Annotated in this window: 20 protein-coding genes; 11 read left to right on the forward strand and 9 right to left on the reverse strand. The window is 70.5% G+C overall.

Annotation, left to right across the window (positions count from 1 at the left end; all coding sequences use genetic code 11):
- Positions 1-6: 6 nt before the first annotated feature.
- A complete protein-coding gene (locus AB0K11_RS16575; RefSeq protein WP_364980380.1) occupies positions 7-465 on the reverse strand; it encodes an SRPBCC family protein in 459 nt (152 codons plus the stop codon).
- Between the two features lie 140 nt (positions 466-605).
- On the opposite strand from AB0K11_RS16575, the gene pyrH reads away from it, so the two are divergent.
- From pyrH to AB0K11_RS16590, 3 genes are read left to right on the forward strand one after another with little or no spacing between them, the layout of a single operon-like run.
- Positions 606-1,349: a UMP kinase gene (pyrH, locus tag AB0K11_RS16580; RefSeq protein WP_364978674.1), complete on the forward strand. Its 744-nt coding sequence runs from the start codon at positions 606-608 to the stop codon at positions 1,347-1,349.
- 42 nt (positions 1,350-1,391) lie between these two features.
- Positions 1,392-1,949 carry a ribosome recycling factor gene (gene frr / locus AB0K11_RS16585; protein ID WP_364978677.1) on the forward strand — a complete coding sequence of 186 codons (558 nt, stop codon included), beginning with the start codon at positions 1,392-1,394 and terminating at the stop codon, positions 1,947-1,949.
- Positions 1,949-2,827 carry a phosphatidate cytidylyltransferase gene (locus AB0K11_RS16590; RefSeq protein WP_364978680.1) on the forward strand — a complete coding sequence of 293 codons (879 nt, stop codon included), beginning with the start codon at positions 1,949-1,951 and terminating at the stop codon, positions 2,825-2,827. Before frr ends, AB0K11_RS16590 begins: the two co-directional genes overlap by 1 nt.
- Here the strand turns inward: AB0K11_RS16590 and AB0K11_RS16595 are convergent.
- Positions 2,735-3,820: a DMT family transporter gene (locus AB0K11_RS16595; protein ID WP_364978683.1), complete on the reverse strand. Its 1,086-nt coding sequence runs from the start codon at positions 3,818-3,820 to the stop codon at positions 2,735-2,737. The two genes, AB0K11_RS16590 and AB0K11_RS16595, sit on opposite strands and share 93 nt — an antisense overlap.
- Before the next feature lie 78 nt (positions 3,821-3,898).
- Between AB0K11_RS16595 and rlmN the strand changes: the two genes are divergently transcribed.
- Entirely contained in the window at positions 3,899-5,023 is a 1,125-nt protein-coding gene (gene rlmN / locus AB0K11_RS16600; RefSeq protein WP_364978686.1) for a 23S rRNA (adenine(2503)-C(2))-methyltransferase RlmN, read from the forward strand.
- Here rlmN and AB0K11_RS16605 read toward each other — a convergent pair.
- The 4 genes from AB0K11_RS16605 to AB0K11_RS16620 all read right to left on the reverse strand — a co-directional run bounded on the left by AB0K11_RS16605 (position 5,002) and on the right by AB0K11_RS16620 (position 8,773).
- Positions 5,002-5,439, reverse strand: a complete 438-nt coding sequence (locus tag AB0K11_RS16605; RefSeq protein WP_364978689.1) for a nuclear transport factor 2 family protein — start codon at positions 5,437-5,439, stop codon at positions 5,002-5,004. The genes rlmN and AB0K11_RS16605 overlap by 22 nt on opposite strands.
- Complete coding sequence (locus AB0K11_RS16610) at positions 5,436-6,929, reverse strand: aldehyde dehydrogenase family protein (protein WP_364978692.1); 1,494 nt, start codon at positions 6,927-6,929, stop codon at positions 5,436-5,438. Before AB0K11_RS16610 ends, AB0K11_RS16605 begins: the two co-directional genes overlap by 4 nt.
- Before the next feature lie 77 nt (positions 6,930-7,006).
- Complete coding sequence (locus AB0K11_RS16615) at positions 7,007-7,552, reverse strand: TetR/AcrR family transcriptional regulator (RefSeq protein WP_364978694.1); 546 nt, start codon at positions 7,550-7,552, stop codon at positions 7,007-7,009.
- Positions 7,553-7,633: 81 nt separating this feature from the next.
- Positions 7,634-8,773, reverse strand: a complete 1,140-nt coding sequence (locus AB0K11_RS16620; protein ID WP_364978697.1) for a phosphotransferase — start codon at positions 8,771-8,773, stop codon at positions 7,634-7,636.
- A gap of 111 nt (positions 8,774-8,884) precedes the next feature.
- Here AB0K11_RS16620 and AB0K11_RS16625 point away from each other — a divergent pair, with 111 nt between their 5' ends.
- Both AB0K11_RS16625 and AB0K11_RS16630 read left to right on the forward strand, forming a co-directional pair.
- Positions 8,885-10,063, forward strand: coding sequence for a CoA transferase (locus AB0K11_RS16625; RefSeq protein WP_364978700.1), 1,179 nt, complete (start codon positions 8,885-8,887; stop codon positions 10,061-10,063).
- A gap of 148 nt (positions 10,064-10,211) precedes the next feature.
- On the forward strand, positions 10,212-11,447 hold the full coding sequence (locus AB0K11_RS16630) for a cytochrome P450 (protein WP_364978703.1): 1,236 nt from the start codon (positions 10,212-10,214) through the stop codon (positions 11,445-11,447).
- A gap of 9 nt (positions 11,448-11,456) precedes the next feature.
- Here the strand turns inward: AB0K11_RS16630 and AB0K11_RS16635 are convergent, their stop codons facing one another.
- The 3 genes from AB0K11_RS16635 to AB0K11_RS16645 are packed head-to-tail and all read right to left on the reverse strand — an operon-like array spanning position 11,457 to position 13,489.
- Positions 11,457-11,831 (reverse strand): NYN domain-containing protein, encoded by a 375-nt coding sequence (locus tag AB0K11_RS16635; protein ID WP_364978707.1) that lies wholly within the window; start codon positions 11,829-11,831, stop codon positions 11,457-11,459.
- 22 nt (positions 11,832-11,853) lie between these two features.
- Positions 11,854-12,666: a thioesterase family protein gene (locus tag AB0K11_RS16640; protein ID WP_364978710.1), complete on the reverse strand. Its 813-nt coding sequence runs from the start codon at positions 12,664-12,666 to the stop codon at positions 11,854-11,856.
- A complete protein-coding gene (locus tag AB0K11_RS16645; RefSeq protein ID WP_364978713.1) occupies positions 12,659-13,489 on the reverse strand; it encodes an SMP-30/gluconolactonase/LRE family protein in 831 nt (276 codons plus the stop codon). Before AB0K11_RS16645 ends, AB0K11_RS16640 begins: the two co-directional genes overlap by 8 nt.
- A gap of 95 nt (positions 13,490-13,584) precedes the next feature.
- Between AB0K11_RS16645 and AB0K11_RS16650 the strand changes: the two genes are divergently transcribed.
- The 5 genes from AB0K11_RS16650 to AB0K11_RS16670 are packed head-to-tail and all read left to right on the forward strand — an operon-like array spanning position 13,585 to position 17,999.
- The gene (locus AB0K11_RS16650; protein WP_364978716.1) at positions 13,585-14,289 is read left to right on the forward strand and encodes an NIPSNAP family protein; all 705 of its coding nucleotides are present in this window, start codon (positions 13,585-13,587) and stop codon (positions 14,287-14,289) included.
- 5 nt (positions 14,290-14,294) lie between these two features.
- Complete coding sequence (locus tag AB0K11_RS16655) at positions 14,295-15,521, forward strand: cytochrome P450 (protein WP_364978719.1); 1,227 nt, start codon at positions 14,295-14,297, stop codon at positions 15,519-15,521.
- A gap of 2 nt (positions 15,522-15,523) precedes the next feature.
- On the forward strand, positions 15,524-16,492 hold the full coding sequence (locus tag AB0K11_RS16660; protein WP_364978722.1) for a zinc-binding dehydrogenase: 969 nt from the start codon (positions 15,524-15,526) through the stop codon (positions 16,490-16,492).
- Entirely contained in the window at positions 16,489-17,271 is a 783-nt protein-coding gene (locus AB0K11_RS16665) for an aldolase/citrate lyase family protein (protein ID WP_364978725.1), read from the forward strand. Before AB0K11_RS16660 ends, AB0K11_RS16665 begins: the two co-directional genes overlap by 4 nt.
- On the forward strand, positions 17,268-17,999 hold the full coding sequence (locus tag AB0K11_RS16670; protein WP_364978728.1) for an SDR family oxidoreductase: 732 nt from the start codon (positions 17,268-17,270) through the stop codon (positions 17,997-17,999). The genes AB0K11_RS16665 and AB0K11_RS16670 overlap by 4 nt, the downstream gene beginning before the upstream one ends.
- Positions 18,000-18,002 lie beyond the last annotated feature (3 nt).

Below are 18,002 nucleotides of genomic sequence, written 5' to 3' on the forward strand. Positions count from 1 at the left end.
GTCGGTCTATCCGGTTTCGGTGCGACGGGCCATCCCGGCGAGCATCCCGTCGGACTTGCGGGCCATCACGCGGGTGACCACCCACTCGGCCACCTTCGACACCGGCCCGGCGCTGACCCGCACGGAACTGGTCACCGTCACGTCGGTCGACCCGTTGCCGGGCCGCAGCGTCCACCGGTTCGACACGTCCCGCAGGATCTTGGGCAGGCCCTCGATGTCGTAGGCCAGCGCCCTGGGCGCGTCGAACTCCGTGATGGTCTCCACCAGGGTGTCGCGCCCGACCTTCACCCGGCGGCTGGTGCCGAGCGGGCCGTCGGACCCTTGGTCGAGCACGCTGGATTCGGTGACGTCGTCGGCCCAGGTGCTCAGGGCGCCGAAGTCGGCGAGGACGTCGAAGATCACCTGCGGAGGCGCAGCGATCGTCCGGCTGCGGGATATGGAGGCCACCGGGCCATCCAACCGCAGCAGGGCGGGGATTGCCGCCGATTGCAATGTCGTGCCCGCCCGTCGACGAGCCAACCCGTACGATTTGGCAGGATCAGGGGAGCCGTCCCCCGCGCATGCGCCGGGATGGTCTTCCCGCGCGAGCACCCCGAAGGAGTCGGATGGCGGCAACCAGCGACATCGCGACACCGCCGATCCGGCCGATGTACACCCGTGTGCTGCTCAAGCTGGGCGGTGAGATGTTCGGCGGCGGGCAGGTGGGCCTCGACCCCGATGTGGTGGCCCTCGTCGCCCGGCAGATCGCGGAGGTGGTGCGAAGCGGCGCGCAGGTCGCCGTGGTGATCGGCGGCGGCAACTTCTTCCGCGGCGCCCAGCTGCAGCAGCGCGGCATGGAGCGCACCCGCAGCGACTACATGGGCATGCTCGGCACAGTGATGAACAGCCTTGCGCTGCAGGACTTCCTGCAGAAGGAGGGCATCGACACCCGGGTGCAGACCGCGATCACCATGGGTCAGGTCGCCGAGCCCTACATCCCGCTGCGGGCCCGCAGGCACCTCGAGAAGGGGCGGGTGGTGATCTTCGGCGCCGGTATGGGTCTGCCGTACTTCTCCACCGACACCACCGCCGCTCAGCGCGCCCTCGAGATCGGCGCCGAGGTGGTGCTGATGGCCAAGGCCGTCGATGGGGTGTTCACTGCCGACCCGCGCGAGGATCCCAACGCCGAGCTGCTGACTGCGATCACGCATCGCGAGGTCATCGACCGCGGACTGCGGGTGGCCGACGCCACCGCGTTCAGCCTGTGCATGGACAACGGCATGCCGATCCTGGTGTTCAACCTGCTCACCGACGGCAATATCGCCCGGGCGGTGGCAGGTGAGAAGATCGGGACGCTGGTCACCACGTGACCGGGACGAAGCGTCCATGGGCGAGCGACGGGAGAAGGTGACGTGATCGACGAAACTCTCTTCGATGCCGAGGAGAAGATGGAGAAGGCCGTTTCGGTGGCGCGCGACGACCTCGCGTCGATTCGCACCGGTCGCGCCAACCCGGGGATGTTCTCGCGGGTCAACATCGACTACTACGGCGCGATGACGCCGATCACGCAGCTGTCGAGCATCAACGTCCCCGAGGCCCGGCTCGTCGTGATCAAGCCCTACGAAACGAACCTGCTGCGCAACATCGAGGACGCGATCCGCAACTCTGACCTCGGGGTGAACCCGACGAACGACGGCAACGTGATCCGCATCTCCATCCCGCAGCTGACCGAGGAGCGTCGTCGCGACCTGGTCAAGCAGGCCAAGTCGAAGGGTGAGGACGCCCGGGTGTCGATCCGCAACATCCGCCGCAAGGCGATGGAGGAACTCGGCCGGATCAAGAAGGACGGCGAGGCGGGTGAGGACGAGGTGAGCCGCGCCGAGAAGGATCTCGACAAGAGCACCCACACCTACACCAGCCAGATCGACGACTTGGTCAAACACAAAGAGGGCGAGTTGCTGGAGGTCTAGTGGCCGATCAGCAGACACGTCCCGTGACAGACACGCCGGTCGACGAACCGCCCAAGAAGAAGTCGCGGGCGGGCCGAAACCTGCCCGCAGCCATCGGTGTCGGCGTGCTGCTCGGCGGGATGGCCATCGGCGTCCTGCTGTTCGCGCCGATCGGATGGCTGCCGGTGCTGGCGGTCTTCATCCCGGTCGCCACCCACGAGGTGATCCGCAGGCTGGGTGAGGCCGGCTACGAACTCCCCGCGATCCCGCTGCTGCTCGGCGGCCAGGCGATGATCTGGCTGACGTGGCCCTTCGGCCCGACCGGCCTGGTCGGCGCCTTCGGCGGCACGATCGTGGTCTGCATGGTGTGGCGCCTGCTCGGGCACGGGCTGCGCACGCAGCCGGTCAACTATCTGCGCGACATGTCCGCGGCGGTGCTGATCGCGACGTGGGTGCCGCTCTTCGCGAGTTTCAGTGCGCTGCTGATCTTCCAGGACCACGGTGGCGGCCGGGTGTTCACCGTGATCCTCACGGTGGTCCTCGCGGACATCGGCGGTTACGCGGCCGGGGTGCTGTTCGGCAAGCACACGATGGCGCCTGCGATCAGCCCGAAGAAGTCGTGGGAGGGGCTGGGTGGCTCGCTGGTCTTCGGCATCACCGCGGCCGTGCTGGCGGTGACGTTCGTGCTGGACAAACCCGCCTGGGTCGGGGTGCCGCTGGGTCTGATGCTGGTGATCACCGGAGTGCTCGGCGACCTCGTCGAGTCCCAGGTCAAGCGCGACCTCGGCATCAAGGACATGGGCACGCTACTTCCGGGGCACGGCGGGATCATGGACCGCATCGACGCGATGCTCCCGTCCGCCGTCGCCGGCTGGATCGTGCTGACGCTGCTGGCCTGACCCCCTGTCGCTTCGCTCCTGCCCGCCGGACCCTGACCCCCTGTCGCTTCGCTCCTGCCCGCCGGACCCTGACCCCCTGTCGCTTCGCTCCTGCCCGCCGGACCCTGACGCGGCATGGCGTGACGCCGAGCTGTTCAGCCAGCAGGCCGCGGCGCCGACCACCAGCCCGACCGCGATGCCGATGTCGGGACGCTGGTCCAGCATCAGCCACGACAGCAGTCCGGCCACGGCGGGGATCACCGCGAACAGCATCGCCACCGCCGCCGCCCCGTAGTTGTTGACCGCCCGGACGAACAGCGTCATCCCCAGCACCGCGTTCAGCAGCACCACGGCCGCCACCGCGCCTGCCGCCTGCCACGGGTCGGTCACCGTCAACGGCATCACCGCCGCCAGCGCCGCGACGGGCAGCAGCGACACGCCGTTCTGCAGCGCCGCGGTGGCCCGGAAGTCGACATCGGAGCAGAACCGCTGCTGGTACACCCCGCCGACGGCCAGTCCGAGCAGCGCCACCACCAGCAGCAGCACCACCGGGTCGACGCCGCCGACCGCGACGAGCCGGCCCGCGCACGCCGCCAGCACCGCGACGATCCCGAGCGCGAGCGCCACGACCCGCCGCCAGGTGAGCCGCTCACGCAGCACGGCGGCCGCGAGCAGCGCCGTCACCACCGGGTTCATCGACACGATCACCGCGCCGAGCACCGCGGGCGCGCCGTGCAGCAGCGCCAGATACAGGCAGATGAACTGCACGGCCTGGGTGAGCAATCCGCTGACCAGCACGTGCACCAGCGCCCGGCCGGTGGGCCACGTCACTTTGGAGGCCCATGCCCAGCCGCCGATGATGCCGCCGGCCAGCCCGAACCGCAGCACCAGCACCGCCATCGGCGACATCACCGAAACAGCATGGGCGCCAATCGGATAGCCGAGCGCATAGAAGAAGGTCAGCACCGTCGCCGAGCGGGCGCCCATCGTGGGCGCTGGAGTTGCGGTGGCCATCAGCCCATCGTGGGGGACGGGTGGCGGCGCTCGCCATTCAATTTCCGCCACGCGCAGGTGAGATACTGACAGTTGCCCATGCCTGGATCCCTGCCTTTGGTCTTCGATGCGCCGCGCCGTGCCATGCCGCCGCGGCATCTCGCCGATCTCGACGAAGCGGGCCGCGCCGCCGCCGTCGCCGAACTGGGGCTGCCGGCTTTCCGCGGAAAACAGCTGGCCAACCAGTACTACGGCCGGCTGATCGCCGACCCGCACCAGATGACGGACCTGCCCGCCGCGGTGCGCGACGACGTTGCGGCGACGCTGTTCCCCGCCCTGATCGACCCGGTGCGTGAGATCGAGTGCGACTCCGGGGAGACCCGCAAGGTGCTGTGGCGGGCGGTCGACGGCACCACCTTCGAATCGGTGCTGATGCGCTACGCCGACCGCAACACCGTGTGCATCTCGTCACAGGCCGGCTGCGGGATGGCCTGCCCGTTCTGCGCCACCGGCCAGGGCGGGCTCACGCGCAACCTGTCGGCCGCCGAGATCCTCGAGCAGGTGCGCGCCGCGGCCGCCGAACTGCGGGACCGCGACGGCGACGGGATCACGCCCGCCGCACGTGGTGGGCGGCTGTCCAACATCGTGTTCATGGGCATGGGCGAGCCGCTGGCCAACTACAACCGCGTGCTGGCCGCCGTGCGACGCATCATCGCGCCGCCGCCCAACGGGTTCGGCATCTCCGCGCGGTCGGTGACGGTGTCGACGGTGGGACTGGCGCCCGCGATCCGCAAGCTCGCCGACGAGCGCCTCAACGTCACGCTGGCGCTGTCGCTGCACGCGCCCGACGACGAGCTGCGCGACACCCTCGTCCCGGTCAACAACCGCTGGAACGTCACCGAAGTGCTGGACGCGGCAAAGTACTACGCGGACACCACCGGCCGGCGGGTGTCGATCGAGTACGCACTGATCCGCGACGTCAACGACCAGCCGTGGCGCGCCGACCTGCTCGGCAGGCGACTGCACGGCGCGCTGGGACCGCTGGCCCACGTCAACCTCATCCCGCTCAACCCGACGCCGGGCAGCAAGTGGGATGCCAGCCCGAAACCGGCGGAGCGCGAGTTCGTCCGCCGGGTGCGCGAGCGCGGGGTGTCCTGCACGGTGCGCGACACCCGCGGCCGCGAGATCGCCGCCGCCTGCGGTCAGTTGGCCGCCGAGGGCTGAGTCGCCGGGCGGTTGACGAACCACACGTTGTCCTCCCGCAGGGACCGGCTGCGCCAGCCGTCGGGCGTGCGGACCAGCTGGTGGTGGTAATAGCCACCGCACGAGGACATCTCGGTCATCCCCGGCAGCTGCATCGGGTTGTGGAACATCGCCCGGACCGTCGCGCTGTCGCCGTCCGACTCGAGGATCTCGATGTTGGTGATGTAGTGCATGCTCCACGGGATCGCCGCGAAGCCCTGGGCGAGGAAGTCGGCGACCCGGTCCCGCGGGCCCGCCGGGATGCCCATCGCCGAGTAGTCGATGACGGCGTCCTCGGTGAACACCGAGCGGTAGAGCTCCCAGTCCTTGGTGTCGACGGCGCGGGCGTACCGGTAGAGCAGCGCCTCGATCTCCCGGTGGTCGGTGGCGTGGTTCACGCCGCCGGGTCGGGCATGCCGATGGTCTTGGACTCGAAGTACTCCTTGAAGCCCTCGTCGCCGTTGCGCCGGCCCAGCCCACTCTGCTTGGTGCCGCCGAACGGGCTGGTGATGCCGAAGTGGCTCTTGCCGTTGATGGTGACGTTTCCGGTGCGCATCCGGGTGGCGACCGCGAACGCCCGGTCCACGTCGCCGCCGCTGACCTCGCCCGACAGCCCGTAGATGGAGTTGTTGGCGATCGCGACGGCCTCGTCGTCGCTGTCGTAGGGGGTGACGGTCAGCACCGGGCCGAAGATCTCCTCCTGGGCCACCTGGCTGTCCGGGTCGACGTCGGCGAGCAGGGTGGGCTGGGTGTAGTAGCCCGTCGGCAGGTGCTCGGGCACCCCGCCGCCGGTCACCAGGCGCGCGCCGGAATCCACGCCGGAGCGGATGAGCCCCAGTACCTTCTGGCGTTGGGTCTCGCTGATCTGCGGGCCCTGCATGTTGCCCGGCGTCCACGGGTCACCGACCGGAAAGCCCTCCATCATCGACTTGAGGATCTCGAGTCCTTCGTCATATCGGCTGCGCGGCAACAGGATTCGCGACGGCAGGATGCAGCTCTGGCCGCTCATCACGCACGCCATCATCGCCGCCAGCGGCAGCGCGGAGTTGAAGTCGGCGTCGTCGAGCACGATGTGGGCAGACTTGCCGCCGAGTTCGAGCAGCGTCTTCTTCACCGTCGCCGCGCCCGCCGCGAGGATCGCCCGCCCGGTGGCCGTCGAGCCGGTGAAGGTGATCATGTCGACGCGCGGATCGGCCGACAGCGCCGCCCCCACCTCGTTGGCATTGGACACCACGACGTTGAACACGCCGGGCGGGATGTCGGTCTCCTCGGCGACGATGCGGCCGTACTCGCTGCCCGACCACGGCGTCAGCTGCGCGGGCTTGAGCACCACGGTGTTGCCGGCCATCAGCGCGGGCACCGTCTCGGCGATGTTGAGGTAGAACGGCACATTCCACGGCGTGATCGCCCCGACCACACCGACCGGCTCGTAGTGGATCTTGCGACGGGCGGGCCCCATCTGCGTCTCGTGCACGCCGGTGTCGACGAGGTAGTCGAAGCCACGGCCGTGTTCGGCCCAGTGCTTGACCTCGGCGATCGGGCTCTCGATCTGGCTGCCCGACACCGTCACCGGGCAACCCACCTCGGTGATCAGGATGCGCCGCAGCCGTTCGGCGTCACGCTCCAGCGCGGCGTGCAGCTGCATCAGGCAGTGGTAGCGGAATTCGACGTCGCGCGACCAGTCGGTCTCGTCGAACGCCCGCCGCGCCGCGGCCACCGCGCGGCCCATGTCCTCGACGGTGCCGTCGGTCGCCTGCCCGGCCACCTCCTCGCTGGCCGGATGGACCACGTCGAATGTGGCGCCGCTGCTGGTGTGTTGCAGCTCGCCGTCGATCAGCATCCGCTCGTCGCCGGCCAGCACGCCGGTCTCGCTCTGCACGCTCGTCATGGCCCTAGCCTTACAAATCCCGGCCCGAGTGTCAGCCCTTTTGGGCGATCGCTCAGCGCCGGGCGTGTCGGCGCAGATCAGTCGGCGGGCCGGATGCCGACCGCATGGCGTAGCTGTGCGAGGAACTGGTCGCCGTCGTCGCTGCGCACGATGTAGTGCGACACCGCGACGCGGATGGCGGTGGCGGCCTTGACGCCGGCATTCGTGCCCACGAGCAGCTTCTCCAGCCGGGCCCGCATCAGAGGCAGGATCCGGGACAGCTGCGCGATGACGACCTCGGGCTCGATGTCGATCAGCCGCACCCCGGAGTAGGACTGCTGGTACTCGACGATGAAGCGCAGCGCCGCGTCCAGCTTCTCGGTGCCGCGCAAGCCCGCCGTGGCCCTGCTGATCCCGTTGTCGAACAGATCGCGCTCGAACCGCCCGAACGCGTCGAGCAACTCCTGTTTCGAGGCGAACCAGCGGTACAGCGTGGGCCGCGAGACGCCGGCCTGCAGCGCCACCTCGGACAGGCTGAGCTTGGTCTGCCCGCTGCGGCCGAGCACCTCGGCGGTCGCGGCGAGGATCCGGTGCCGCGTCGACGTGTCGTCGAGGACCTGCTGGTCGGTCAGGGGTTCATTCACGTGGGCGCCTCAGGTGGTGGTGTTGCACAAATCGTAGATGGTGTAACCCGCGGTCACGGCAGCGACGCGGCACGAGTCCGGTCATAGTGCCGCCCGCAGCACGGCGACGGTGTCCAGGTCGTCGAGCGCGGCCACGCCGCGTCGCAGCCCCTCCATCGCGATGCCCTCGGCCTGCATGCCGCCCATGCCCGCGGTGATCAACGGTGCGACATAGGCATACAGCGCACCCTGGCGGTACCGGCGCCAGAGGTCGTCGCGGTCCCAGTCCGGGCCGCCGCCGCCGGCCGCCAGCGCCCGGCGGTACACGTCGAGCAGGTCGCGCTCGGCGTCCCGGCGGTCGGCCGTGGTCAGACATGTCACCAGGGTGTAGGCCAACTCCCGGCCGGGGTTGCCGCTGCGGACGGCCTGCCAGTCCAGCAGCCCGGCCGCACCGTTGCGGAAGTAGACGTTGCCCGGGTGGGCGTCGCCGTGCATCACCGTGTGCGGCGGCCGGTCGATCAGCGCCGCCACCGCGCGGTAGTTCTCGTCGATGAAGCGGCCGCGGTCGACCGGGATGTCGGTGCGCTCGGCGATCCGGCGCGCCGACGCCCTGCACAGCGCGCCGGTCAGCAGCGACGTGTGGTCACCCGAGGGGGTGTAGACCCAGCCCGGCGGCCGCCCCCAGTGCGTCGCGTGCAACCCCGCGAGGCGTTCGACCACAAGAGACGCCCGGTCGCGGTCGAGCGGATGCAGGGTGTCGGGGAAGTCGCACTCGGCGGCGGGCAGATCCTCGAGCACCAGGACGAAGCGCCCGGTGAGGGGGTCGAAGGCCGAGCCGTAGGACGTCGGCACGCCCTGCAGTCCTGGCGCCAGCCGGTCGTAGAAGCACACCTCGGTGTGGGCCAGCCGGCCCAGTTCACCCATCAGCCGGGTGGCTGCCGTCTCGGCGGGCATCTTGACGAACACCGTTGTCGGGACGCCGTTTCCGGTGAGCGCCAGACGCGCACGCGAGGACGTGCCCGCGTCCCCGCCGACCAGACGCACCGACGTCACGGTGCGACCCATGATCGCCGACAACGCCTCGGGCCCGAGGTCGGCCGGCCGGCGCGGCAGCGAACGGGCACCGCCGATCGCGGCATCGGTCACCACCCGCTGCACCCCGCGCCCCAGATGGGCGGCGAGACCGAGGACGGGAACCACCCGTTCGGCGAGTCGCGCCGAAACCCCTGAGGCGATCGTCACCGGGTCGATAACCTCCTAGGTTGGCCGGTAGGTCCGCACAGTTTACAAACTATCGCCGAAGTGTAAAGGCCGAATGGCCTGACGCGATCCGTGCGATTCGGAAGGGGTCACATGGCCGGTCCGCTGACAGGCGTGCGCGTCGTCGAACTCGGCGTGTGGGTGGCGGGTCCGGCCGCCGGCGCCGTCCTCGCGGAGTGGGGCGCCGACGTCGTCAAGATCGAACCCCCGGCGGGCGATCCCGCGCGGATGTTCGGCCGCATGCTGGGCATCGACGGAGACGTCAATCCGCCGTTCGAGATGGACAACCGGAACAAACGCGGCGTCGTCCTGGACATGACGACGGCCGAGGGGCGGGCCACCGCACTCGAGTTGATCTGCGACGCCGACGTTTTCCTCACCAACGTGCGGCCGGGTGCGTTGCGCCGGCTCGGTCTGGACTTCGAGACGGTGGCGACCCGCAACGCCCGGCTGGTCTACGGGCTGATCACCGGTTACGGCGAGGCCGGGCCCGACGCCGACAGGGCGGCCTACGACGTCGCGGCGTTCTGGTCGCGCGCCGGGCTCGCGCATCTGCTGACCCGCCCCGGCGACAGCCCGCCGTTCCAGCGCGGCGGACTGGGCGACCACATGGCGGGGATGACGATGGCCGGGGCCCTGTGCGCCGCGCTGGTGGCGCGGGCGGCGCGCGGCACGGGCCAGCTGGTGACGACCTCGCTCTACCGGCAGGGCGCCTACGCGGTGAGCTTCGACCTCAACACGTTCCTGATGACCGGGCACCAGATCGCCATCGGGCAGCGCGAGACGATGGCCAACCCGTGCATGAACAACTACACCGCGGCCGACGGCCGGCGGTTCTGGGTCGTCGGTCTGCAGGGGGAGCGGCACTGGCCTGCGCTGTGCCGCGCGGTGAGCCGGCTGGGGTGGCTGACCGAGGAGAGGTTCGCCACGCCCCGCGCCAGGGCGCGCAATTCCGCGGAACTGATCGGCCAGCTCGACGAGATCTTCGCGACCCGGCCACTGTCCGAGTGGGCAGAGGTCTTCGCCGCCGATCCCGACTTCTTCTGGTCTCCGATCAACACCATGGAGGATGTGGTGGCCGACGAGCAGTTCCATGCGGCAGGCGGGGTGGTCTACGTGCCCGACGGCGAGTCCGCCGCCCCGATGGTCGCCACGCCGGCCGACTTCCACGGCACGCCGTGCGAACAGCGAAGCGTCGCACCGATGCTCGGCGAACACACCGAGGAGGTACTCGCCGAGCTGGCGGGGCGCACGGCGCGGGGCGCGAGCTGACCCCGCCCACCAGACCTCGGGCACCGACCGGGCGAGCTTTACAAAACCGCGGGTCAATGTCACGCTGATCACATCTGGGCGCGACGGACCGCCGGTCGCGGAGTCGAGGGGAAACGGTGTGACGAACGGTGATTCAGCTGCTGGAACGGTGTCCACCCGCGAATTCAGCCAGGTCGACATCACCTCCCAGGAGTTCTGGAGCCTGCCGTTCGCCGAGCGCGACCGGTCGTTCGCGACCCTGCGCGCCGGCGACGGACTGACCTGGCACCGGCCGCTGCCGTCGCTCTTCCCGATGGAGGAGGACGGCTTCTGGGCTCTCACCCGGCGCGCCGACATCGTGTACGTCAGCCAGCATCCCGACTTGTTCACCTCCGCGCGCGGCGTGGCGCTCGACCCGATGCCCGCCGAGGTGCAGCGGATCGCCTCGTTCTTCCTGACCATGGACCCGCCGGAGCACACCGTCTACCGCAGGCTGATCAGCGCGGCGTTCACCCCGCGCAACGTCCGCAGGATCGAACAGCAGATCCACGACAACGCGGTCGCGGTGGTCGACGATCTCGTCGGCGCGGGCGAGGTGGACTTCGTCGAGGCCTGTTCGGCGCGGCTGCCGATGCTGACGATCTCCGACATGCTGGGTGTGCCGCGCGCCGACCAGCCCGCGGTGGCGAAGGCCGCGGAGAAGCTGTTCAGCATGAGCGACGACGAGTACTCGTCGCTGGAGGAGCGCGCCGCCGACACCATCAACGAGATCATGCTGCTGTCGGCCACCGGGGTCGAGTTGGCGAAGTTCCGTCGCAAGAATCCCGGCGACGACCTGATGACCGACATCGTCAACGCCGAGGTCGACGGTCACCGGCTGACCGACGAGGAGGTCGGGGCGTTCCTCATCCTGCTCGCCTCGGCAGGCAACGACACGACCAAGCAGACGACTTCGCACGCCATGCTGGCGCTGAACCACCGTCCCGCCCAACGCGATTGGCTGCTGGCCGATTTCGAGAACCGCGTCGGCCCCGCGGTCGAGGAGTTCGTGCGGTGGGCCTCCCCGGTGATGCAGTTCGCCCGGTTCGCGACGACCGACACCGAGATCAACGGCGCACCGGTGGCGGCGGGCGACAAGGTCGGCCTGTTCTACTGTTCGGCCAACCGCGACGAGGCCGTCTTCGGCGATCCGCACGACTTCGACCTGGCCCGCTCACCCAACCCGCACCTCGGCTTCGGCGGCGGCGGACCGCACTTCTGCCTCGGCAGCAACCTCGCCAGGGTCGAGCTGCGGGTGCTGTTCCGCGAGTTGCTGACGCGTGTGGATGTCGAGTTCGGCGAACCCGACCTGCTGCACAGCACCTTCGTGCACGGCATCAAGCGGCTGCCCGCCGTGATCCGCTGAACGCGGCGCTCAGCGCGGATCGATCCTGTCGCGCAGGGCCTTCGCGGCGACGACGGTGGCGCCCGCCGCGCGTACCCGGTCGGTGAGTGCCCGGTCGGAGGTGGCCACCATGATGTCGGCGGGCCGCTCGTCGGCCGCGACCAGCCGGACTATTTCGTCGTCTGCGGAGTTCGGCGCTGCCGCGGGCGCGTTGGCGATCGTGATCACGGCGGACTCCAGCGGCGGCGACAGCGGCTTCTCGAAAACCACGGTCACATCAACGTTCTCGGCACCGGCCCACCGTTCGAGGTCGGCGACCAGAACCGCCATCGCCCGCCGCCGGTCGCGCCACCACCCGTCCGGGCGTGAGCCGATGACGTTCATGCCGTCGACGATCCACCGCACGGCGTCAGCCTAGGCCGGGCGTTCAGCGCGGCCGAGGGCGCACCAGCACCGACTGGGCGATGGCGCCGACGGGGCCGGTCTGGTCGAACAGCGTGCCGATCGTGGTGCCGATGCCGTCTGGTCCGTAGTCGGTCTCGGCGCGGATGCCGATCCATCGGCCGTCGGGGACGCGATGCACGTGCACCGCGAGGTCGGTGTTGAGGAACGTCCACTGGCGCGGGTCGAGCCGGGTGCCGATCCCGTTCGCGCAGTCGGCCACCGAGAACATCCGCTGCAGGGGCGTCATCGTCTCGTCGGCGACGAGGTCGACGGTCGGCGTCAGCCACGATTCGCCCGGGCCGGCGTTCAGCGGGTCGGTCAGCCAGCGCCAGTCGAGGCTGTGCACGTAGTTGCGATCCCAGTCCTTGGCGAGGTCGCGGCTGCGGCCTTCGTCGATCGGGCGCAGCGGCGGCGCCGCGGCGCGCTGCAGTGCCGAGGTGTCGAGCCGCTGCAGACGCCATCCGGTCGCCCGGGCGACGGGCCGCGGCGCACCGTCGGGCCCCGGCGCGAGCATCTCGGCGGCGACGAGTTCGATCTGCCTGCCACGCCGCTCGATCCGGGACCGCAGCCACAGGTCGCCGTCGGCGGGCACCGGGCCGAGCAGGTCCACCAGCACCCGGCTCAGCCGGGTGTCGGTGCGTTGTTCGCGTTGCTCGAGGGCACGCACCAGCAGCGCCGAGACGGGTGCGGCGTGCTGGATCGACGCCGACCAGGTGCTGCGCACCAGATCGGTCGCCGAGAACCGTTCGCCGACGGGGTCGTCGGCGTCGACGAGTTCGTAGTACGCGTCAGACATGTCCGTGCACTCCCGCGCCGTGCACGCCGGCGACGTCGACGACCACGGTGTCCACCCGCGAGTTCCTGGTTCCGACAAGCCGTTCCGGGTAGGCGTCGGTGCTGGTGAGCAGGAACAGCACCCGGTCCTCCGGGCCGCCGAGCGCACAGGCGATCGCGGTCCGCCCGCCGGTGTCGATCCGGTCGGTCACGGCGCCGCCGTCGACGATCCGGACGAATCCGTGCGCCAGTGTCATCGACGTCCACACCCCGCCCTCGGCGTCGATCGCGAGCCCGTCCGGCGGGCCGGCCAGGTGCTCGGCGAACGGGCGCCGCTCCCCGAGTGCGCCGTCGCCGCGGAGCGGGAACGCCGTCAGGCGACGGCCGGTGGACTCCGCCACGATCAGCGTGGAGCCGTCCGGTGTGATCACCATGCCGTTGGGGAAGTCGAGACCGCCCGCGACGACCGTGACGGTGTCGTCGGGATCGAGTCGCAGGATCACCCCGCCGGATCGTGCCTGCGACCCGATGTACGCCCGGCCCGCGTCGTCGATCACCATGTCGCCCAACGCCGCCGGCGCCAGGTCCGCCGGGTTCGCGGCCGTCACCACGGTGTCGCCGTCGTAGGCCAGGATCTCGCGCCGCTCGGTGGACGCGATGAGCAGCGTCCCGTCCGGCCGGAAGCCGAGACCCGACGGCGCGTGCCCGGGCACGGGCAGCGTGGTCATCGAACCCGTCATGTCGACGGTGTGGACCGCCTCGCCGAGCATGTCGGAGAACCACAACATTCCCTCGAACCACCGCGGCCCCTCGCCGAAGCAGAAGCCGGACGCCAGCGGCGTCACTGCACACCTTTACAAAACACGGCACAAGTGTCACGCTCGCTGGGTGCCACTGTCAACCACCCGCGCCCGCCCGCGATGACCACCGGCGACAGGTCATGAAGAAGTACCACAGCCACACCCTGCTCTATCTGCACGAGACCATCGCACTGGGGTCGATGTGCAGCGATCGCTTCACCGAGGCCTTCACCGCCACCTATCATCCGATGATGGCCGAGCTCGGGGCCCGGCTGTTCGCGATGTGGGAGACGACGCCCTACAACGGGCACTGGCCGCAGGTCACCGTCATCTGGGAGATCGACGCGTTCGCCGACTACTCGCGCATCGGAAAGGCGCAGTCGCGCGGCGGAACCCACGAGGCACCGGCGGCCCAGTGGGCGGCGTTCCTGGCCGGCGCTGGCGCCCACGGCGAGGGCCGGATCATGTACGCGGGCCGCAGCAACCGCACGCTCACCGAGCTGACCTCGGCCGGCTTCGGGGCGGGCCTGGTGATCCAGGAGATCATGCAGACCAAACCCGGCCGCCAGGACGACTACATCCGCGAACTCGAACGGCTCTACGTGCCGTGGTCCGAACGCACCGGCAAGCGGTGGCTGGGCTCGTTCATCACCACCTTCCGCTTCAACGAGGTCATCCACTACTGGGCGCTCGACGGCGACTGGGACTGCTTCGCCGAGCACTACCCGTCGTGGAAGGACAGCCCGCCCGCCGAGATCGTCACCTGGATGAGCGTCGCGCCGGCGCTGCGCGACGGCTGGGAGGATTCGATACTGCAGGCCCTTCCGCCGTCTCCGCTGCAGTGAGCGCGATGAGAACCCCAGAGGAGACCGGCTTCTCGTACCACCCGTTCGACCCGGCGGTGATGGCGGACCCGACGCCGTACTACCGGGTGCTGCGCGACGAGCACCCGCTGTACTACGTGGCGGACCTGGACACCTACGCGGTGTCGCGGTTCGCCGACATCTGGGAGGTGCTGGGCGTCAACGACGGTACGTTCGTCGCGTCCGAGGGCACGCTGCCCGCCGCGGCGGTGCTGGCGCGGCGCAACAGCGGGCCGGTGGCCGACCCGCCGCTGCACCCTATGCCGTTCCACGCCAATTTCGACACCCCGGTGTACGACACCGTGAGGCGATGCACCTCGGCGCCGTTCCGGCCGCGCTCGGTGCCCCGGTTCGCCGACAGGATCCGGGAACTGGCGAACGAGCGTCTCGACGAACTGCTGCCGCGCGGCCGGTTCGACCTCACCCAGGACTACGGCGGCATGGTCGCCGCGTCGATCGTGTGCGACGTGCTCGGCCTGCCCGTCGAGCAGGCCGCCGACGTGCTGGCCACGGTGAACGCGGGCAGCCTGGCCCAGCCGGGCAGCGGTGTCGAGGTGGCCAACGCCCGGCCCGGCTACCTGGAGTACCTCACGCCGGTGGTGCAATGCCGGCGGGCGGATCTCGGCGAGGAGGTGCCGATCGTCGACAACCTGCTCGGCCACACCCTGCCCGATGGCTCGCGGTTCACCGACATGGAGGCGGCGGTGCAGATGCTCGGCGTCTTCATCGGTGGCACGGAGACCGTCCCCAAGATCGTCGCGCACGGGTTGTGGGAGCTCGGCTCGCGACCGGAGCAGATGGCGGCCGTGCGCGCCGATCCCGACGCGAACGTACCGACGGCACGCGAGGAGATGATCCGGTACTGCGCCCCTGCGCAGTGGTTCGCCCGCACCCTGCGCAAGCCGTTCACCCTGCACGGCACCACCATCGAGCCCGGCCAGCGGGTCATCACGCTGCTCGCCTCGGCGAAGTTCGACGAACGCGAGTACCCCGACCCGGAAGCGTTCGTGTGGGACCGCCGCGTCGAGCGACTGCTGGCATTCGGCCGCGGACAACACTTCTGCCTCGGTGTGCACCTGGCCCGGCTGGAGATCACCATCCTGGTGCAGGAATGGCTGCGGCGGGTGCCCGACTTCCACATCGACGCCGCGCGGGCGTTCCGGCCGCCGTCGAGCTTCCAGTGGGGCTGGAACAACGTGCCGGTGGAGGTGTGACGATGTGGTCCTATCGGCTCGTCGCGCCGTACAGCTTCGAACGCACCGACCGGCCCGAGCCCTCCGCGGCGAGCCTGGCCGACGGACAGGTGCTGCTGCGGTTCCTGGCCGCAGGCATCTGCGGCAGCGACCTGCCGGGATTTCGCGGCACCCGCGGCAGACTGCCCGGCGACACCGGCGCCCACGCCGCGGAGATGGACGGCTTCCCGATCCACGAGATCGCCGGCGAGGTGATCGCCAGCCGTCATCCGCGCCACCGCGACGGTGACCGGGTGGTGGGCTGGGCATCCGGGTTCGACGGGCTGCAGGAGCGGGTGGTCGCCGACGGTGACGGGCTGGCGCCCTTCGACCAGGCGCTCAGCCCGGCGCAAGCCGTCGGGCTGCAACCGCTGGCATGCGTGCTGTACGCCGTCGAACAGCTGCCTGCACTGGCCGGGCGGCGGGTCGCGGTCATCGGCCAGGGCTCCATCGGGCTGCTGTTCTCCTACGTCGCCAAGGCGGCGGGCGCCGCACAGGTCATCGGTGTCGACCCGGTCGACCGGGCCGCGCTGGCCGCCCGGTTCGGCGTCGACACCCCGGTGCGCGCCACCAGCGACCGGTGGGTCGGCCACCTCGATCCCGCCGACCGGCCGGACATCGTCATCGAGGCCGTCGGCCACCAGGTGGCCACCCTCAACCACGCGGTCGAGGCCGCGGCGTTCGGCGGCACCGTCTTCTACTTCGGGGTCCCCGACGACGACAGCTACCCGATCAACATGCGGGCGATGCTGCGCAACAACCTCACCCTGAAATCCGGTGTGACACAGGACCGCCGCCGTGTGCTCGAGCAGGCGGGCCGATTCGCCGCCGATCATCCCGGCCTGCTGCCCGGATACCTGACGCACACCTTCGGCGTGGACGCCGTCGCAGAGGCGTTCGACCTGGCCTGCCGGCCCACACCGGGGCGCGTCAAGATCGCGATCGCCGGATGAACGCGTTCCGGCGGGCACTGGCCGACCGGCCGAAGCTCTGGGGCGGCTGGGTGGTCGGCCCGACGATCATCGGACCCGAGGAGTTCGCCGCCGCCGGATACGACTACGTCGGATTCGACACCCAGCACGGCTATCTCGACGACGCCGATGTCGCGCTGCTGCTCCGCAGGCTCGAACACGTCCCGGTCGCCACCGCGGTCCGGGTGCCCGCCACCGACCCCGCACCGATCGGCCGCGTGCTCGACGCGGGCGCCGACGCAGTCATCGTGGCGATGGTCGAGACGCCCGAGCAGGCGGCCGCCGCCGTCGCCGCGAGGCGGTACGCGCCCGACGGGGTGCGCAGCTTCGGCCCGTTGCGGGCGAGCCTCGGCGTCGACACGGCCGCCCTGCAGGAGCGCGCGGGCGTGTTCGCGATGATCGAGACGGCGCGCGGTCTCGGCGCGCACGAGGAGATCTGCGCGGTGCCCGGCCTGACCGGGATCTACGTCGGCCCCGCAGACCTGGCGATCTCGCTCGGACATCCCGTCACCGAGGCATACCGTCACCCCGCGCTGCTCGACGCGATGGCCGGCATCCAGGCGGCGGCCACGCGAGCCGGCCTGATCTCCGGAGTGCACGCCGGCGCGGGTGCACCGGGAAAGACGTTCGCACAGATGGGATTCGAGATGATCACGCTGACATCGGAATCGCAGGCGCTACGCCGCGGCGCCGTCGCGCACCTCGCCGAGGCGACCGGAACAGCCGACGAGCCCGGCCGCGCAGAGGGCGGGTACCGGTGAGCGGATTGCGCGTCGCGCTGGTGACGGGCGCCGCCCGAGGCCAGGGTGCGGCGATCGTGCGGCGCCTGCACGCCGACGGCTTCCTGGTCGCGGCGTGCGACGTGCTGGGCGACGCCGTCCGGGACACCGCCGCGCAGTACGACGCAGGCACCGTGCTCGCGATACCGCTCGACGTCACCTCGGCCGAGGAGTGGGATGCCGCGGTCACCGAAGTGGTCGGCCGGTTCGGAGCGTTGACGACGCTGGTCAACAACGCCGGCGTGCTGCACCGCGCCGCCATCGCCGACGAGACGCCCGCCGGCTTCGAGAGCAGTTGGCGGGTCAACTGTCTCGGCCCGTTCCTCGGCATCCGCGCCGCACTCGACCACCTCACCGCCGCCGACGGCGCCGCCGTGGTCAACACCTGCAGCACCGGGGCGGTGCGCGCCTTCCCGAACCACGCCGCCTACGGCTCGTCGAAATGGGCGCTGCGCGGGCTGACGCAGGTCGCCGCCGCCGAACTCGCGCCCGCGGGCATCCGGGTGAACGCGGTGTTCCCCGGCCCGGTGCAGACGCCGATGCTCGACGACGCGACCCAGGCCCGGCTGGTGGCGCGGGCGGTCAGCGGCCGGCTGGGCCGTCCCGCGGAGATCGCCGACGCCGTGGCCTTCCTGGTGTCCGAGCAGGCCTCGTTCATCACCGGGTCCGAACTCGTCGTCGACGGCGGCCAGACGCTGCAGATCGGATGAAGT

Origin of the sequence: Mycobacterium sp. NPDC050551 (assembly GCF_040674075.1) — a bacterium.
Classification (GTDB): domain Bacteria; phylum Actinomycetota; class Actinomycetes; order Mycobacteriales; family Mycobacteriaceae; genus Mycobacterium.